Raw genomic sequence first — 17154 nt, forward strand, 5'->3', positions numbered from 1 at the left:
TCAGACGCCGACGAGCGCGCGCACGCGCGCGACGTGTCCCGTCGCCTTGACGTTGTAGAGCGCGTGCTCGATGAGGCCCTCGGCGTCGATGACGAACGTCGAGCGGATGACCCCCTCGACGACCTTGCCGTAGTTCATCTTCTCGCCCCACGCGCCGTAGACGGCGTGCACGGCGTGATCGGGATCGCTCAGCAGGTCGTAGGTCAGCGCGTCGCGTTCGCGGAAGCGCCGCAGCACGGCGGGCTCGTCACGCGAGATGCCGAGGACGGTGTAACCGGCCTGCTGCAGCGGGACGAGGCTGTCGCGGAAGTCGCACGCCTCGGTCGTGCACCCGGGCGTCATGGCCTTGGGGTAGAAGAAGACGATGACCTTGCCGCCGCGCAGATCGCGCAAGGACACGGTCGTGTCGTCCTGGTCGACGAGGGAGAAGTCGGGGGCGGGCTGGCCGGGCTCGAGACGGGTCACACGACCAGTCAACCACTCGCGTCAGGACTTGGCGAATGTCTCGAGCAGGCGCTGCAGCGAATCCAGCCGCGCGGCACCCGTCGGCCCGAGACGGCCCTCGTCCACGGCTTCGACGATCGCGCAGTCCGGTGCATCCGGAAGGTGCGTGCAGCCTCGCGGGCACTCCTCGGCGACGACGGCGAGGTCGGTGAAGGCCTTCAGGATGTTGGCGGTGTCGACGTGCCCGAGCCCGAACGAGCGCACACCCGGAGTGTCGATGACCCACCCCGCGCCGGTGGGTCCCCGATAGCGCAGCGAGACGGTCGAGCTCGACGTGTGGCGTCCGCGTCCCGTGACGACGTTGACGTGCCCCGTCGCACGCTTCGCATCGGGCACGAGGGCATTGACGAGGGTGGACTTGCCGACGCCGGAGTGCCCCACGAAGACGGTCGAATGCCCGGCGATCGCCGCGCCGACCCGCTCGACGGGCATTTCGTCGCGCGCGCTCGTGAAGACCTCGAGATCGAGGCCCTCGAAGTGCTCGAGGAACTCGCTCGGGTCGGCGAGGTCGGTCTTCGTCACGACGAGCAGGGGGCGGATGCCGGCATCCAGCGCCGCGACGAGATAACGGTCGACGAGCCTCGCGCGCGGTTCGGGATCGGCCGCCGCCACGACGACGAGCATCTGGTCGGCGTTGGCGACGACGACGCGTTCGACCTGGTCGGTGTCATCGGCGCTGCGGCGCAGCAGCGACGTGCGCTCCTGTATCCCGATGATGCGGGCGAGTGTCCCCTGGTCGCCCGACGCGTCCCCCACGACACGGGCGAGATCGCCCGTCACGATGGGGGTCTTGCGCAGCTCGCGCGCCCGCACCGCGAGCACCGTGTGCTCATCGGGCTCGTCTTCGTCCACGAGCACCGTGTACCGCCCGCGGTCCACCCCGAGCACGCGTGCGATCCGCGCGTCGTCGTGCGCGGGGCGTCGCTTCGTGCGCGGCCGATTCGCCTTCGGATTGGGGCGGACGCGCACGCTCTGCTCGTCGAACTGCGGTTCGTCGTCTTCGTCGTCCTCCGCGAGCCAGCTCACGATGCGCGCTGCGCCTCGGGGTCGTCGGTCGTGTCGTCGCCGTCGAGCATGCCCCGCCACATGGCGGGGAACGCCGGCATCGTCTTGGCCGTCGTGCCGATGTCGTCGACCTCGATGTCGGGCACGGCCAGACCGATGAGGGCTCCCGTCGTGGCGAGGCGGTGGTCGTGATGGGCCGGCCACAGACCGCCGTGGAGGTCGCGCGGCACGATGCGGATGCCGTCCTCCATCTCGTGCGCTTCGCCGCCGATGGCACGCAGGTTGCCGATCAGCGCCGCGATGCGGTCGGTCTCGTGTCCGCGGATGTGCCCGATGCCGTACAGCGTGGTCGGCGACTCGGCGAACGCGGCGAGCGCGAAGATCGTCGGGGCGAGCTCGCCCGCGGCGGACAGATCGAGGTCGACGCCCTGGATCGAGGCTCCCGCCGAGACGGTGAGCGTGCCCGCGCGACGCGAGGTGCGCGCGCCCATGACGGTGAGGATGTCGGTGAGCATGTGGCCCGGCTGCGTCGAGTGAGCGGGCCATCCCGTGACCGACACCGAACCACCGGCGATCATCGCCGCCGCCAGGAACGGCGCCGCGTTGGACAGGTCGGGCTCGATCGCGACCTCTTTGCCGCGGACCGGTCCCGCCGGGACGACCCATTCGCCGGGAGCGGGGCGCTCGACGTGCACGCCGCGGTGCGCGAGGGCCTCGATCGTCATGTCGATGTGCGGCATGCTCGGCAGGCGGTCGCCGGCGTGCACGAGGTGCAGGCCGACATCGAAGCGCGCCGCGGCCAGCAGCAGGCCGGAGACGAACTGGCTCGAGCCGCTCGCGTCGATCGTGATCTCGCCGCCGCGCACGCGGCCGTGCCCGCGCACCGAGAACGGCAGCGACCACGTGCCGCCGTCGTCGATGTCCACGCCCACGTCGCGCAGCGCCTTGATCATGGCGCCCATGGGGCGATGCAGCGCGTTCTCGTCGGCGGTGAGGGTGATCTCTCCCGCAGCGAACCCGGCCAGCGGCGAGACGAAACGCATGACGGTGCCGGCCTGGCCGCAGTCGATCGTCGTGTCGCCGCGCAGCGGCCACGTCGGCGTCACGATGAGGTCGTCGCCGTAGCGGCCCTCGCCGGGCACGTGCTCGATGTGCACGCCGAGGACGCGCAGCGCCTCGATCATGTGCGCCGAATCCTCGGAGTGCAGCGGCGCGGTCAGGCGACTGGGGGAGTCGGCGATCGCGGCGAGGATCAGCTCTCGGTTGGTGAGCGACTTCGAGCCCGGGACGGTCACGGTCGCGCGCAGCGGTCCGCCGGCCAGGGGGGCGTGCCACCGGCCGCGCGAAGAGGTCACAGAAGAAGGGGAATACCCGTCGGCAGTCATCGGGTTCTACCCTACTGAACCCCGCTGCTCGCGCCGCGAGGAGCCCACAGATCGGAACGGAGCTCGAGTGAACGCAACGCTTGACCGCCTCACGGCGGATTCCGTCGACGATCTCGAGCGGTCGTGGAACGCGACCCCCGTAGACTGGCGCCTGATGACCGAGCAGGCAGAACAGGCGCAGGACACGCAGGATCCGCGCACCCAGTTCGAAGAGCAGGCACTGCCCTTCATGGATCAGCTGTATGCGGCGGGAATGCGCATGACGCGCAATCCCGCGGATGCGGCCGACCTCGTGCAGGAGACGTTCGTGAAGGCGTTCGCCTCGTGGCACACCTTCACGCAGGGGACCAACCTCAAGGCCTGGCTCTATCGGATCCTGACGAACACCTACATCAACACGTACCGCAAGAAGCAGCGCGAGCCGTATCAGAGCGCGATCGACGAGCTCGAGGACTGGCAGCTCGGCGGCGCCGAGTCGACGACCGCGACGAGCGCGCGCTCGGCCGAAGCCGAGGCGATCGATCACATGCCGGCATCCGTCGTGAAGGATGCGCTGCAGTCGATCCCCGAGGACTTCCGGCTCGCGGTCTATCTCGCCGATGTCGAGGGATTCGCGTACCAGGAGATCGCCGACATCATGAAGACCCCCATCGGCACGGTCATGAGCCGCCTGCATCGTGGCAGGCGGCAGCTGCGTGACCTGCTCGCCGACTACGCGAAGGAACGCGGCATCGACACCGAGGCCGCGGCTAGGAGAAAGAAATGACCGACTGCGGGTGTGAGAAGGCGCGCAAGGATCTCGAGGAGTACCTGCGCAACGAGGTCTGCAAGACCCAGCATTCCGAGATCAAGGAGCACCTCGAGAACTGCTCCGAATGCCAGAGCGAAGCGCTCGTCGCCCGGACTCTGACCGAGGTCGTCGCGCGCGCGTGCAAGGAGACCGCGCCCGAAGAACTGCGCGACCAGGTGCTCGCCCGCCTGCGCGAGCGGCAAGCGGCCCACTGACGGCGGTCTGCTCCGCCTAGATGCGCCACCCCGCGATAGCGGGTGCCTTGGTGGCTGCCGCCGCCGCCGTCGCGGCAGCGCTCGCAGCTCCCGCGACGATCGAGATGCCGTGGAGCACCTGAGCGACCTGCTCAGCGGCGGTCGTATCCTGCGCGATCCGGTCGCGGGCAGCGTGGGCTTCATATCCGCCCACGATGCGATCGAGCACTCCCGCGCCGTCGAGCAGCGTGACGACGGTCGCGACGCGCTGGTCCATCTCGATGCGTCCGGATGCCGCGTGGCGCAGTTCGTCGCGGGCATCTTCGGCGACGCGGTCATCGGCCAGGCGCACCCGTGTGCGGGGCACGAGCCCGAGCACGCGGCCCTCCTCGCGCACGACCAGGCCTCGCCGGACAAGACGGGTGACCGCGTCGTCGTACGAGCGACTTCCCACCCGCGAGACGAGGCCGGGCGTGAGGGGCGCGTCCCGCGGCAGACACTCCGCGGCGGCGCCGAGGGCAGCAGCATCCGCGATGCGTACGATGCGTACGATGCGCACGTCGGTGCGGTCCGCGTCGGTCGCGGCGAGGTCGATGACGCTGTCGAGCACGAGATCTGCGAGGACCGCGCCGCCCACGAGGGCCTCGGTGGCGTCGCTGCGGTGGAGCCATCCGCGTCGGTCGGCCGTGAGCAGGAGGATCTGCTCCGTGATCGTACGGTCCATGCCTTCGAGCGTACGAAGCCGTCATCGTGCGGACAATGCGACGAAAGTAGGGGGTCAGTGCGGGGGGAACCGGGCCTCGAGCAGCCAGTCGTCCTCGTGCGCGCCCGAGGAGAACGTGCCCCCGCGCAGTGCCGTTCGCTCACGCATGCGTGCGGTGCCATATCCGCTGCCGGGCAGCTTCGGGGCGCCGACGGTCGCCGCGAGAGTGTTCCTGATGCGCAGCACGACGCCCTCCCCGCCCCGGGCGACGCTCAGCTCCACGTGCTGCGGGGCCGGCGCGTGCTTCATGATGTTGGTCGCGGCTTCGCGGATGATGCGCTCAAGGGTGCTCACCGTCAAGAGGTCCAGCTCGTCGGCGGCCGCGTCCACGCGGACCGCGACGTCGTAACCCGCGTGTTCGAGCGCGGTGCGGAAGCTCTCGACCGCGGCCGCGAGACTGTGGTCCGTCGAGCGCGCCGCGTCTTCGCGGCTGTCCGCTGCGATATCGACGACGCGTCGCAGATCGACCAGCGCTTGCTTCGCCGAGGCGAGGATCGCCTCTTGCGACTGTGATCGCTCGTCGGGGTCATCGGTGCGATCCAGCAGCCGTGCGTGCATCGCGATCACCGTGAGGTCGTGCGCGACGACGTCGTGCAGGTCATCGGCGATGCGCTGCCGCTCCTCGCGGACGAGCTCGACGTTCATCCGCCGAGCATCGACGAGCTCCTCGCCGATGCTGCCCGCGCGCGCCACGAGGGCGCGCAGCACGACTCCGACGGCGCTCGCCCCGGCGGCGACGATGAGCACGGCGCTGAACATCGCGACGGAGTCCGGGCGCTGGTCGAAGCGGTGCACGCCGCCGGCTGCCGCGAGGAAGAGCACGAGGTAGACCGCCTGTATGCGCGCGGGGCAGTACCGCACGACCACGAGGCAGCCGATGGCGAGCCCCAAGAGCGCAACCTGCTGCTCGTCGGCGAACGGCGAGACCGCCATCAGTGCGAACAGGGCGAGCGCGGTCAGCGTCGCGTTCCACAGCAGGGGAAGAAAGGCGAGCGTGAGAAGAACGTCGAAGAAGAACGACGCGGGTTCGACGAACCCGTCGAACGCCCACAGCAGCACGGAGGCGAGGGCGGCCGCCGTCACGACGCCGATGATCGCCACGCGCTCGACGCGCGTGGGGCGCTGCGAGCCCGCCGTGCGGAACAGCCGGCGCGCACGCGATATCTGGGGGCGGGTCACCGCTTCATTATCCTGAAAGCGACCGCGCCCCGTCGCGGTGCAGCCGTCAGCTGCAAGCGCCGATGAGACGGCAGATCGCGCTCCAGATGGACGTCGTGAACATGGGTCTCCTCCTCTCGGCTCGGGTGTGCTTGAGGCTTATGGTGATTCTGTCGGGCGGACCGATGCGGCGCATCCGTCGCACGCCGAGGGCGTCTACGACTTTCGTAGGGGGTCCGGGGGCGGGGTTTCGCCCGCCTCTAGGATGGACGGGTGGCCTCGATCAGCGTCCTCGTCGCCGATGATGAGTTCCTTCTCCGCCGCGCGCTGACGATGTTCCTCGAAGAAGCCGAGGACATCGAGGTGGTCGGAACAGCCGTCGACGGCGCCGATGCGATCGAGCAGACCCGGATGCTGAAGCCCGATGTCGTGCTCATGGACATCCACATGCCGAACCTCGACGGTGTCGCGGCGACGACGCAGCTGACCCGCGAAATGCCCGAGACCAAGGTGCTCGCCGTCACGACCTTCGGCACGATGCAGACCGTGCTGCCGATGCTCGTCGCCGGCGCGACGGGCTACCTCCTCAAGGACTCGGACCCGCAGGACATCGTCGCGGCGGTGCGCGAGGTTCACCGAGGGCTGCGCGTGCTGTCGCCGGCGGTGAGCTCGCTCCTGGTGTCGACGATCGTCGAGGCCTCCACTTCTGCCCCCGCCGACGCCCTCACCCCCGAGGAGCGTCTCACTCCTCGCGAGTCTCAGATGGTCGAACTGCTCGCACAGGGTTTGTCCAACGGCGAGATCGCCCGGCGCGAGAGTGTGTCCGAAGCGACGGTGAAGTCCCACCTCAGCAACGTCATGGCCAAGTGGAACGCGCGCGACCGCGTGCAAGTCCTCATCCGCGCCGTGCGCGCCGGCGTGGTCCGGTTGGACTGACGGCTACCGCACGGCGAAGGGCCGCCCCGGAGGGCGGCCCTTCCCGATCTCTGCGGATCAGTCCTTCGAGAGTGCGTCCTGGATGAGCGCGGCCTGCTCGGTCGCGTGCACCTTGGGCGACCCGGTCGCCGTCGAGGCGGCAGCGGGACGCGACACGAGACGGATCGTGCGCCCGTTCAGCTGCGGCACGACATCGAGTGCGATGAACGGCCACGCGCCCTGGTTCTCGGGCTCGTCCTGCACCCACACGAGCTCGGCGTCGGGATAGGCGGCGATGACGGCCCTGAGGTCGTCGATCGGCGCCGGGTAGAACTGCTCGAGGCGCACGAGGGCGATCGCGGGGTTCGGGTTCTTGTCGAGCTCGGCCTTCAGATCCCAGTGGATCTTTCCCGAGTGCAGCAGAACGCGCGTCACACCGCTCTTGTCGATGCCGCGCTCATCGTCCAGGACCGGCTCGAAGCGACCCGTCAGGAAGTCCTCGACGGGGCTCGTCGCACCGCGCAGACGCAGCATCGCCTTCGGCGTGAAGACGACGAGCGGGCGACGCGGGCGAGCGTAGGCCTGACGACGCAGGAGGTGGAAGTACGACGCGGGCGTCGAGGGACGAGCCACCGTCATGTTCTCCTGCGCGCACATCTGCAGGTAGCGCTCGATGCGCGCCGAAGAGTGGTCCGGCCCCTGGCCCTCGTAGCCGTGGGGGAGCAGCAGCACGACGCTCGACTGCTGGCCCCACTTCTGGTCGGCCGACGAGAGGTACTCGTCGATGACCGACTGGGCGCCGTTCGCGAAGTCGCCGAACTGCGCCTCCCACAACACGAGCGCGTCAGCGCACTCGACCGAGTAGCCGTACTCGAACGCCATCGCGGCGTACTCGCTGAGCAGCGAGTCGTACACCCAGAAGCGGCCCTGATCCTCGCTCAGGTTCGACAGCGGGATCCATTCCTGCCCGTTGGCGCGGTCGTGCAGCACGGCGTGGCGCTGCACGAAGGTGCCGCGGCGCGCGTCCTGACCGACGAGACGGACGTTGGTCTTCTCGAGCAGCAGCGAACCGAACGCCAGCAGCTCGCCGAAACCCCAGTCGATCGAGCCGTTCCGGCTCATGTCGAGGCGCTTGTCGAGAAGCTGCTGGAGCTTGGTGTGCACCGTGAAGCCCTCGGGCTTGTTGACGAAGGTGTCACCGATGAGGCTGACCACATCCCGCGAGACCGCGGTCGTCTCGGGCTCGCCGACGGGGACCGGAGCCTCGGCATCCAACACGATCGTGTTCGAACCCGTCTCGGCCTCGTGCGTCTCGGTGAAGGCGATCTCGAGGCGGTGCTGGAAGTCCTTCTTCGACTTCTCGTACTCCTCTTCGGTGATGTCGCCGCGACCGACGAGGGCCTCGGTGTAAAGGCGTCGTACCGACCGCTTCGCCTCGATGAGGTTCGTCATGAGGGGCTGCGTCATCGACGGGTCGTCGCCCTCGTTGTGACCGCGGCGGCGGTAGCAGACGAGGTCGACGACGACGTCGCGGTGGAACCGCTCGCGGTAGGCGAAGGCGAGCTGCGCGACGCGCGTCACGGCTTCGGGGTCGTCGCCGTTCACGTGGAAGACGGGAGCCTGGATGGTCTTGGCGACATCCGTCGCGTAGACCGAGGTGCGGGCATCCTGCGGCGTCGTCGTGAAGCCCACCTGGTTGTTCACCACGACGTGGACCGTGCCGCCCGTGCGGTAGCCGCGCAGCTGCGACATCTGCAGCGTCTCGACGACGACGCCCTGGCCGGCGAAGGCCGCGTCGCCGTGCACGAGGATCGGCAGCCAGGCGAACGTGCCGATGGGCTTGCGATCCTGCTTCGCGCGGACGATGCCCTCGAGCACGCCGTCGACGGTCTCGAGGTGCGACGGGTTGGCGGCGAGGTAGACCGGCAGCTCCTGCTTGCCGTCGGCGACGAAGGTGCCCTCGGTGCCGAGGTGGTACTTGACATCGCCCGAGCCGCTCTTCGACCCGATCGCGACCGAGCCCTCGAACTCGCGGAACACCTGGCCGTAGGTCTTGCCGGCGATGTTCGTCAGCACGTTGAGACGACCGCGGTGAGCCATGCCGATCGCGGCACCGTCGAGGCCCGCCGCGGCGGCGCCCTGCAGGATCTCGTCGAGGAGCGGGATGAGCGATTCGCCGCCTTCGAGACTGAAGCGCTTCTGGCCGACGTATTTCGTCTGCAGGAACGTCTCGAACGCCTCGGCCTGGTTGAGCTTGTCGAGGATCCGCATCTGCTCGTCGTGGCCGGGCTTCTGGTACTTGACCTCGAGGTTCTCCTGGAACCACGCGCGCTGCGTCGGATCCTGGATGTGCATGTACTCGATGCCGATCGTGCGGCAGTACGAGTCGCGCAGCACGCCGAGCACGTCGCGCAGCTTCATCTGGCGCTTGCCGCCGAAGCCGTTCGTGACGAACTCGCGGTCGAGGTCCCAGAACGTCAGGCCGTGGCTCTCGATCTCGAGGTCGGGGTGCGTGCGCTGCACGTACTCGAGCGGATCGGTGTCGGCCATGAGGTGACCGCGCACGCGGAAGGAGTTGATGAGCTCCTGCACGCGCGCCGTCTTGTCGACGCGCTCGGCGAGGTCGACGTTGATGTCGCTGGCCCAGTGGATCGGGTCGTACGGGATGCGCAGGGCCGCGAAGATCTCCTGGTAGAAGTCGCGCTGGCCCGTGAGCAGCTCATGGACGATCTTGAGGAACTCGCCCGAACCGGCACCCTGGATGACGCGGTGGTCGTACGTGCTCGTCAGCGTGATCGTCTTGCCGATGCCGAGGTTCACGAGCGTCTTCTCGCTCGACCCCTGGAACTCGGCGGGGTACTCCAGGGCGCCGGCGCCCACGATGCATCCCTGCCCCTTCATCAGACGGGGGACGGAGTGGACGGTGCCGATGCCACCCGGGTTCGTGAGCGAGATCGTCGTGTTCTGGAAATCGGATGCCGTCAGCTTGTTGGCGCGAGCGCGCTTGACGAGGTCTTCGTACGAGGCGAGGAACTCGTTGAACGTCAGCGACTCGGCACGCTTGATGCTCGGAACGAGCAGAGCTCGCGAGCCGTCGGGCTTGGGCAGGTCGATCGCGATGCCCAGGTTGATGTGGGTCGGCGCGACGACGGAGGGCTTGCCGTCGACTTCGGCGTAGAACACGTTCTGGCTCGGGAACTGCTTCAGAGCCCGGATCATCGCCCACCCGATCAGGTGCGTGAAGCTCACCTTGCCGCCGCGGGTGCGCGACATGTGGTTGTTGATCACGATGCGGTTGTCGATCATGAGCTTGGCCGGCACGGTGCGCACGCTCGTCGCGGTCGGGACCGTGAGCGACTCGTCCATGTTGGCCGCGAGGGTCTTGGGCAGGCCGCGCAGCGGCGTCACCTTGTCCTGGTCGTCCGAGTCGTCCTCGGGCGCCTCTGCCGTCGACGGCACGACCTTGGGAGCCTGCGCGGGGATCGGCTGAGCCGCTGCCGGCCGCGCCGTGGTCTTGGCCACCGGCTGCGTTCCGATGACGGGAAGGGGTGCCGTCACCGGGGCAGGTTCCGCCCCGGCGGGGCGCGATGCCGCCGGCGCCGATGCCGCCGCGGAGGCGTCCTGACCGGCGGGTCGGTAGTCCTGGAGAATGGGCCACCACGCCTTGTCGACGGAGTTGGGATCGATGGTGAACTGCTCGTACAGCTCCTCGACGAGCCACTCGTTCGCTCCGAACTCTCCTTCGTTCGAAACCCCGGGGCCTGTCGCCTGAGTCGACACTCTCGATCGCCTGCTTTCGTCGGTGAAGTGGTGGTGAAGTGGTCGTGAGGCGGCGCCGAAATCCACCCGCGCGCACGACAGTCAAGCCTAACCCAGTCTGGGCGGTCGGACTCGGTGTCCCGGCGCGACCTCGGAGTAAGAACTCGCCTCTTTTCCGCTCAGGAAGACTGACTACCCTCGGTGGACATGGAGTTCTACGGTGAGCAGCCGGCGGTCGACCTGACGTACTCGGACGTCTTCCTCGTGCCGCGCCGGTCGGCCGTCACGAGCAGGCTCGACGTCGATCTCTCGCCCGGCGACGGCACGAGCGCGACCATCCCGCTCGTGTCGGCGAACATGAACTCGGTCACGGGCGCCAGACTCGCGGCCACCCTCGCCCGGCGCGGCGGCCTCGGCGTGCTGCCGCAGGACATGCCCCTGCAGGAGCTCGACGCCGCCATCCGATGGGTCAAGGCGCAGCCGGTCATCTGGGACACGCCCCTCGTCCTGCCCCCCCGAGGCGACGGTCGCCGACGCGTCGCGCCTGCTGCCGGCGACCGAGGGCCACGGCATCGTCGTCGCCCGAACGTCGACCGCGGTCGACGACGACGACATCGTCGGCGTCGTTCCCGCGACACGACTGGCCACGGCTCTCGCCGACGCGCGGCTGGGCGATCTCGCCCGCGACCGCGCGGCATCCATCGACGCGGAGTCGGTGCAGGACGCCCGCCATGCCTTCGACCTCATCGTCGCCGCCGGGGCCGAGACGGTGTGCGTCCTCGACCACGGGCACCTCGTGGGGACGCTCTCGCGCCGCAGCGCGCTGCGCTCCACGATCTACCGGCCCGCGGTCGACCGCGACGGCCGGCTCATCGTCGCCGCGGCCGTCGGCATCAACGGCGACGTCGCCGCCAAGGCGAAGGCGCTCGCCGCGGCCGGCGTCGACGTGCTCGTCGTCGACACCGCCCACGGACACCAGGACGCCATGCTGCGCGCCCTGCACACCGTCGCTCAGCTCGACCTGGGCATCCCGCTCGTGGCGGGCAACGTCGTGACCCCCGAGGGCGTGTACGACCTCGTCGCCGCCGGCGCCGACATCCTCAAGGTCGGCGTCGGTCCCGGTGCGATGTGCACGACGCGGATGATGACCGCCGTCGGGCGGCCGCAGTTCTCGGCCGTGCTCGAAACGGCGGAGGCGGCCCGCGTCATGGGGGCGCACGTGTGGGCCGACGGCGGCGTGCGGTATCCGCGCGATGTCGCGCTCGCGCTGGCCGCGGGAGCGGCATCCGTCATGATCGGGTCGTGGTTCGCCGGAACGATCGAAGCTCCCGGCGAGCTGCTCGTCGATGCGGCGGGGCGCACCTACAAGGAATCGTGGGGCATGGCCTCGACGAAAGCCGTGCACTCGCGGTTCGCACGGCTCGACCCGTACGACCTCGCGCGCAGGGAGCTGTTCGCCGAGGGGATCTCGTCGTCGAAGATCTACCTCGACCCGCTTCGCCCCGGCATCGAGGACCTCGTCGACATGATCACGTCGGGCGTGCGCTCCTCGCTCACGTACGCCGGCGCGACGACGCTCGCCGAGTTCCACGACCGCGCCCGGGTCGGCCTGCAGTCTGCCGCCGGCTATGACGAGGGCAAGGCGCTCCCCGTCAGCTGGTGACGCGGTTCGCGGTTCGGGGTCGTCGGGTGGTTCGCGGTCGTCCGCTGGGTCGCGCTACCGAAACCTGCGCGCGCGCCCGTAACTTCACCCGCGGGTGCAGGTTGCGGTAGCGCGACGGGAGGGCGACCGATCCGCGGCACAGATCAGGGGCGCGGGAGGCGGCTGGGGAGCCCGTCGCCGGTGAGGATGTCGTAGAGGCGCCGGGGCGTGATATCGGATGGCTGCCAGCGCGAGAAGCCGCGCACTTCGCGGCGGATCTCGTTCTCTCGATCCTTCTCGTCGATCACGATCTCCGATGCGTCGCGGTCGCCGGAGAATTCTGGGCTCATGTACTTGCCTCGCCCGTCGAGCTCACCCCAGTGATCGTGCTCGGGAAAGTAGAAGTCGCCGAACACGATCCGACCGCTTGCGAGCTCTCGTCGCTCCTGCAGGCGCGGGGTGGGAAAGCCCAGCTGAGCGATGATCACGCGGCTCTCGGTCTCTCGCACGTTGTCGGCGAGGTCTGTAGCGGCCTCGAGCACGCGGCGCACTTTGTGGTCTCCGCGCGTCGGCGTCGCCTTCTCGAACTGCGCGAGCAACTCCTCCTTCGTGGTCAGCGGCCCTCCTTCGCGGCGCGCCCACAGAGCCTGGTCGACGGCGGCGACGGCCTTCGTGAACGTCAGCGAGCGCGCGAGATCGAGCGCTGTCTGCGTCGCCGTCGTGATCCAGTGTCCGCCCTCCCACTGCTCGATCTCGACGTCCGCGAGTCCGAGCCCGTGTCGACGGATCGCGCCGTGCGTCCGGCCCCCGCTCGTCCGGTCCGTGCGGACGTCGACCAGGGTGGGCCAGTCCCCGAGCAGATCGATGCCCAGGATCGCCGCGGCCGCAGCGTGGGACAGGACCGCGGGTTTGCGCATCCGTCGAGAAACCTCGCGCACGCGAACCAGGTGCTGCTGATGAGGTTTGAGCGCGAGCCACTCGGACGTGGAGACGTATGCACCGGCCGTGACGCGGTGCCATCGACCTGACGTCGTCGCGATGAGCAGGCGCCGGTCATCGACGCGGTCGAGCTGGTCGCGACGGCGGTGCACCTGGATCGTGGGTTGTAGGGTCACGACCCCACCCTCGCCGCCATCGAGCGGTACCGCGCGCACTCTGCGCGCACCCGGGGATAGAGCGCTCGCCGGGCGGCCGGGGGAGGAACCGCTCGCGCTGAGGGGCCGCGCTACCGAAACCTGCAGGCGCGCCCGAACATACGGTGGCGTGGGCAGGTTTCGGTAGCGCCGGGCGGAAGACCCGGACCCGGACGCGCGACGGCGCGGCGCGCGACGACGCCGGACGCCCGACCCCGGACGCCCGACCCCGGACGTGCGGACCCGGATGCTCGAACCCGGAAGCGCGACGGCGGGAGCGCGCGACGGCGCAGCGCGCGACGGCGCAGCGACCGCGCGCGGTCCCGTAGACTTGCGCGCACGATGGACGACCCCCCCAGTAGATGTACGCCCCGCGCTCCCGTACACCGCTCGCAGAGGGGTGACGCGTGATGGACTATGTCCTCTTGGGCGTGGGGCTCCTCCTCACGATCGGAACAGGCTTGTTCGTCGCGAGCGAGTTCGCGCTCGTGAACCTCGATCGCGCCGAGCTCGAGAAGCGCCGCGCGGCGGGTGAGACGCGTCTGTCTCTGACGATCAGCGCGCTCAAGATCACCTCGACGCACCTGTCCAGTGCCCAGTTGGGCATCACGCTCACGACGCTGCTCACCGGCTACACGATGGAGCCGGCGATCTCGAACCTGCTGCGTCCCGTCTTCGCGGCATGGGGGTGGCCCGAGGGCTTCGCGAGCCCCTTCGCCGTCGTCATCGCGGTGACGTTCGCGACCATCCTGTCGATGATCGTCGGCGAACTCGTGCCGAAGAACTTCGCCCTCGCCGTGCCGCGGCAGACCGCCAAGCTCGTGATCCCGTTCCAGACGGCGTTCACGACGGTCTTCCGCCCCGCGATCGTCGTGCTCAACGGCAGCGCCAACGGCGTGCTGCGGTCCATGGGCATCGAGCCCAAGGAAGAGCTGTCCGGCGCGCGCACGGCCGAAGAGCTGTCGAGCCTCGTGCGCCGCTCGGCGAGCGCCGGCGTGCTCGAGGAGGACACCGCGTCGCTGCTCGATCGCACGCTGACCTTCGCGCGCCTGTCGGCCTCCGACGTCATGACCCCGCGCCCCAGCGTGCACGCGCTCGCCGCCGACGACTCGGCCGAGGACGTCATCCAGCTCGCACGCCGCACGGGCAACAGCCGCTTTCCGGTCTACGACGAGTCAATGGACGACATCACGGGCATCGTGCACCTCAAGGCCGCGGTCGGCGTGCCGCGCGAACGTCGCAACGACGTGCCCGCCGCGGCGCTCGCGACCGAGCCGCTGCGCGTGCCCGAAGCCGTGCACCTCGACGTGCTCATGTCCGAGCTGCGTGCCCGCGGCTACCAGATGGCGATCGTCGTCGACGAGTACGGCGGCACGGCCGGAGTCGTGACGCTGGAAGACCTCGTCGAAGAGATCGTCGGTGAAGTCCTCGACGAACACGACCGTCGCCGGGCCGGCATCGTCCGCTCGCAGGACTCGATCATCTTCCCCGGCGAACTGCGACCCGACGAACTGCTCGATCGCACCGGCATCCGCATTCCCGAAGGAGACGTGTACGACACCGTGGGCGGCTACGTCATGAGCGTGCTCGAGCGCGTGCCCGCCGCGGGGGACTCGCTGCGCATCGACGACGGGACGATCGAGGTGCAGCGGATGGACGGGCGCCGGGTCGACCGCATCCGCTTCACGCCGGAGCCGATGCCGCACGCCCACGCGACGGAGGAAGGGGGTGATCGTCGATGAACGACTGGGCCGGAATCGCCTGGCTGGTGGTGCTGCTCATCGCCAACGCCTTCTTCGTCGGCGCCGAATTCGCCGTCATCTCCGCCAAGCGCTCGCAGATCGAGCCGCGCGCCGAGAAGGGCTCGCGCTCGGCCAAGACCGCGCTGTACGCCATGGAGCATGCGACCCTCATGCTCGCGACGAGCCAGCTCGGCATCACGATCTGCTCGCTGCTCATCCTGAACGTCTCCGAGCCGGCGATCCACCACCTGCTCGCAGGACCGCTGGGTCTCACCGGACTCGCGGAGGGAACGGTCGACGTCATCGCGTTCGTGATCGCGCTGCTCATCGTGTCGTACCTGCACGTCGTGTTCGGCGAGATGGTGCCGAAGAACCTCGCGTTCTCGGTGCCCGATCGCGCCGTGCTCATGCTCGCGACCCCGCTCGTCTGGGTCTCGAAGCTCTTCTATCCGATCATCGTGTCGCTCAACTGGGTCGCGAACCACGTGCTGCGCCTGTTCCGCGTCGAGCCGAAGGACGAGGCCGCCTCGACCTTCACGCTCGACGAGGTCGCGACGATCGTGAACCAGTCGCGCATCGAGGGCATGCTCGACGACACGTCGGGCGCCGTCTCGGCGGCGCTGGAGTTCACCGACAAGAAGGCCAAGGACATCGCCCTGCCGCTCGACAAGCTCGTCACGCTGCCCGAGCGCACGACGGCGGCCGAGATCGAGCGCGCCGTCGCCAAGCACGGCTTCTCGCGCTACGTCATCGTCGATGACTCCGGCGATCCGGTCGGCTACGTGCACCTCAAGGACATCCTGCGTGCCGCCGAAGGACCGGATGCCGCAACCGAGGTCGCGCGGCCGCTTCCGGCCAAGCGCATCCATCACATGGTGCCCGTGCTCGAGACGACCGACCTCGAAGACGCGCTCGCCGTCATGCGGCGCGCCGGGCGCCACCTCGCCCGCGTGCGCGACGCCGAGGGCACGACGACGGCGGTGCTGTTCCTCGAGGACATCATCGAGGAGCTCATCGGCGAAGTGCAGGACGCGACGCGTCGCCGCAGCTACTGACAGCGGATGCTGCCGGCCCGCCGCCCGTCAGAGGGAGCGGCGGGCCCGCACGTACTGCACGGGCCAGTACCGCAGGTCGACGCCCAGCTCGAGCGACGCGCGCAGCGCGAAGTGCGGGTCGCGCATCCACTCGCGCGCGGCCATGACGGCATCCGCGTCGCCGGCCTGCAGGATCGCCTCGGCGTGAGCGCCGTCGGCGATCAGGCCGACCGCGCTCACGGGCACGTCGGCGTCGCGCCGCACGCGCGCCGCGAGCGGCACCTGGTAGCCGCGGCTGACGGGGATGCGCTCGCCGGGCACGGTGCCGCCGCTGGAGATGTCGAAGAAGTCGGCGCCACGGTCGGCGCACCAGCGCGCGACGGTCGCGGTCTCTTCCACGCTCCACCCGCCCGCCGTCCAGTCGGTCGCGGACATGCGCACGACCAGGGCGACCTCGGGCGTCTCGGCGCGTACGGCCTCGACGACGCGCAACAGCAGACGAGCACGGTTCTCGAGGGGGCCGCCGTAGTCGTCGTCGCGGCGGTTGGCCAGCGTCGAGAGGAACTGGTGCAGCAGGTAGCCGTGACCCCCGTGGATCTCGATCACCTCGAATCCCGCGTCGGCGGCCCGTCGTGCCGCGGCGGCGAAATCGGCGACGACGGTGTCGATGCCCGCGAGATCGAGCGCCTCGGGTACGGCGTATCCCTCGAACGTTATCGCCGACGGAGCGACCGTCCGCCATCCGCCGTCACGCAGGCCGACGCTGCCGTACGTGCCCGCGATGAGCGGAGACCACGTCGAGGCTTTGCGCCCCGCGTGCGCGAGCTGAATGCCCGCGAGAGCGCCGCGCGAGCGGATGGCGGCGGCGATCGGCGCCCACGCATCCCTCTGCTCGTCGTTCCACAGGCCCGTGTCGTCGGGCGAGATGCGTCCCTCGGGCGACACGGCCGTGGCTTCGGCGATGACGATGCCCGCGCCACCCGACGCGAACTGCGCGAGGTGCACGTGGTGCCACTCCTGCGGCAGACCGTCGACGGCGCTGTACTGGCACATCGGCGCGACCCACAGCCGGTTTCGCGCCGTGTGCCGGCCGATCGTGAGGGAAGAGAACAACAGGGTCATGGAAAGCT

The 17154-nt window shown here is 69.5% G+C and carries 13 protein-coding genes and 1 pseudogene; 6 read left to right on the forward strand and 8 right to left on the reverse strand.

Features of this window, described 5'->3' with window-relative positions:
* The 3 genes from bcp to aroA are packed head-to-tail and all read right to left on the reverse strand — an operon-like array spanning position 1 to position 2894.
* Positions 1 to 465, reverse strand: coding sequence for a thioredoxin-dependent thiol peroxidase (gene bcp / locus ACWICD_RS02145; protein WP_454139142.1), 465 nt, complete (start codon positions 463 to 465; stop codon positions 1 to 3).
* Between the two features lie 21 nt (positions 466 to 486).
* Positions 487 to 1530, reverse strand: coding sequence for a ribosome small subunit-dependent GTPase A (gene rsgA / locus ACWICD_RS02150; RefSeq protein ID WP_376129831.1), 1044 nt, complete (start codon positions 1528 to 1530; stop codon positions 487 to 489).
* Positions 1527 to 2894, reverse strand: a complete 1368-nt coding sequence (gene aroA / locus ACWICD_RS02155; RefSeq protein ID WP_454139143.1) for a 3-phosphoshikimate 1-carboxyvinyltransferase — start codon at positions 2892 to 2894, stop codon at positions 1527 to 1529. The genes rsgA and aroA overlap by 4 nt, the downstream gene beginning before the upstream one ends.
* Before the next feature lie 67 nt (positions 2895 to 2961).
* On the opposite strand from aroA, the gene ACWICD_RS02160 reads away from it, so the two are divergent.
* Together ACWICD_RS02160 and ACWICD_RS02165 are read left to right on the forward strand one after the other, a co-directional pair.
* The gene (locus ACWICD_RS02160) at positions 2962 to 3660 is read left to right on the forward strand and encodes a sigma-70 family RNA polymerase sigma factor (RefSeq protein ID WP_376129825.1); all 699 of its coding nucleotides are present in this window, start codon (positions 2962 to 2964) and stop codon (positions 3658 to 3660) included.
* On the forward strand, positions 3657 to 3899 hold the full coding sequence (locus ACWICD_RS02165; protein WP_376129822.1) for a zf-HC2 domain-containing protein: 243 nt from the start codon (positions 3657 to 3659) through the stop codon (positions 3897 to 3899). The genes ACWICD_RS02160 and ACWICD_RS02165 overlap by 4 nt, the downstream gene beginning before the upstream one ends.
* 16 nt (positions 3900 to 3915) lie before the next feature.
* Here the strand turns inward: ACWICD_RS02165 and ACWICD_RS02170 are convergent, their stop codons facing one another.
* Both ACWICD_RS02170 and ACWICD_RS02175 read right to left on the reverse strand, forming a co-directional pair.
* The gene (locus ACWICD_RS02170) at positions 3916 to 4602 is read right to left on the reverse strand and encodes a GOLPH3/VPS74 family protein (RefSeq protein ID WP_454139144.1); all 687 of its coding nucleotides are present in this window, start codon (positions 4600 to 4602) and stop codon (positions 3916 to 3918) included.
* A 54-nt stretch (positions 4603 to 4656) separates the two neighbouring features.
* A complete protein-coding gene (locus ACWICD_RS02175) occupies positions 4657 to 5820 on the reverse strand; it encodes a sensor histidine kinase (protein WP_454139146.1) in 1164 nt (387 codons plus the stop codon).
* A gap of 252 nt (positions 5821 to 6072) precedes the next feature.
* Between ACWICD_RS02175 and ACWICD_RS02180 the strand changes: the two genes are divergently transcribed.
* A complete protein-coding gene (locus ACWICD_RS02180) occupies positions 6073 to 6735 on the forward strand; it encodes a response regulator (protein ID WP_376129814.1) in 663 nt (220 codons plus the stop codon).
* A 57-nt stretch (positions 6736 to 6792) separates the two neighbouring features.
* Here the strand turns inward: ACWICD_RS02180 and ACWICD_RS02185 are convergent, their stop codons facing one another.
* Complete coding sequence (locus ACWICD_RS02185; protein WP_454139147.1) at positions 6793 to 10494, reverse strand: multifunctional oxoglutarate decarboxylase/oxoglutarate dehydrogenase thiamine pyrophosphate-binding subunit/dihydrolipoyllysine-residue succinyltransferase subunit; 3702 nt, start codon at positions 10492 to 10494, stop codon at positions 6793 to 6795.
* A gap of 186 nt (positions 10495 to 10680) precedes the next feature.
* On the opposite strand from ACWICD_RS02185, the pseudogene guaB1 reads away from it, so the two are divergent.
* A pseudogene (guaB1, locus tag ACWICD_RS02190) lies at positions 10681 to 12136 on the forward strand (GMP reductase).
* A 143-nt stretch (positions 12137 to 12279) separates the two neighbouring features.
* Here guaB1 and ACWICD_RS02195 read toward each other — a convergent pair.
* Entirely contained in the window at positions 12280 to 13230 is a 951-nt protein-coding gene (locus tag ACWICD_RS02195) for a hypothetical protein (protein WP_454139148.1), read from the reverse strand.
* 428 nt (positions 13231 to 13658) lie between these two features.
* Here ACWICD_RS02195 and ACWICD_RS02200 point away from each other — a divergent pair, with 428 nt between their 5' ends.
* A complete protein-coding gene (locus tag ACWICD_RS02200) occupies positions 13659 to 14990 on the forward strand; it encodes a hemolysin family protein (protein ID WP_376129878.1) in 1332 nt (443 codons plus the stop codon).
* A complete protein-coding gene (locus tag ACWICD_RS02205) occupies positions 14987 to 16045 on the forward strand; it encodes a hemolysin family protein (RefSeq protein WP_376129802.1) in 1059 nt (352 codons plus the stop codon). Before ACWICD_RS02200 ends, ACWICD_RS02205 begins: the two co-directional genes overlap by 4 nt.
* A 27-nt stretch (positions 16046 to 16072) precedes the next feature.
* Here the strand turns inward: ACWICD_RS02205 and ACWICD_RS02210 are convergent, their stop codons facing one another.
* The gene (locus ACWICD_RS02210) at positions 16073 to 17146 is read right to left on the reverse strand and encodes an NADH:flavin oxidoreductase/NADH oxidase (protein WP_454139149.1); all 1074 of its coding nucleotides are present in this window, start codon (positions 17144 to 17146) and stop codon (positions 16073 to 16075) included.
* Positions 17147 to 17154: the final 8 nt, after the last annotated feature.

It is taken from the genome of Microbacterium sp. NPDC055357 (assembly GCF_053644835.1).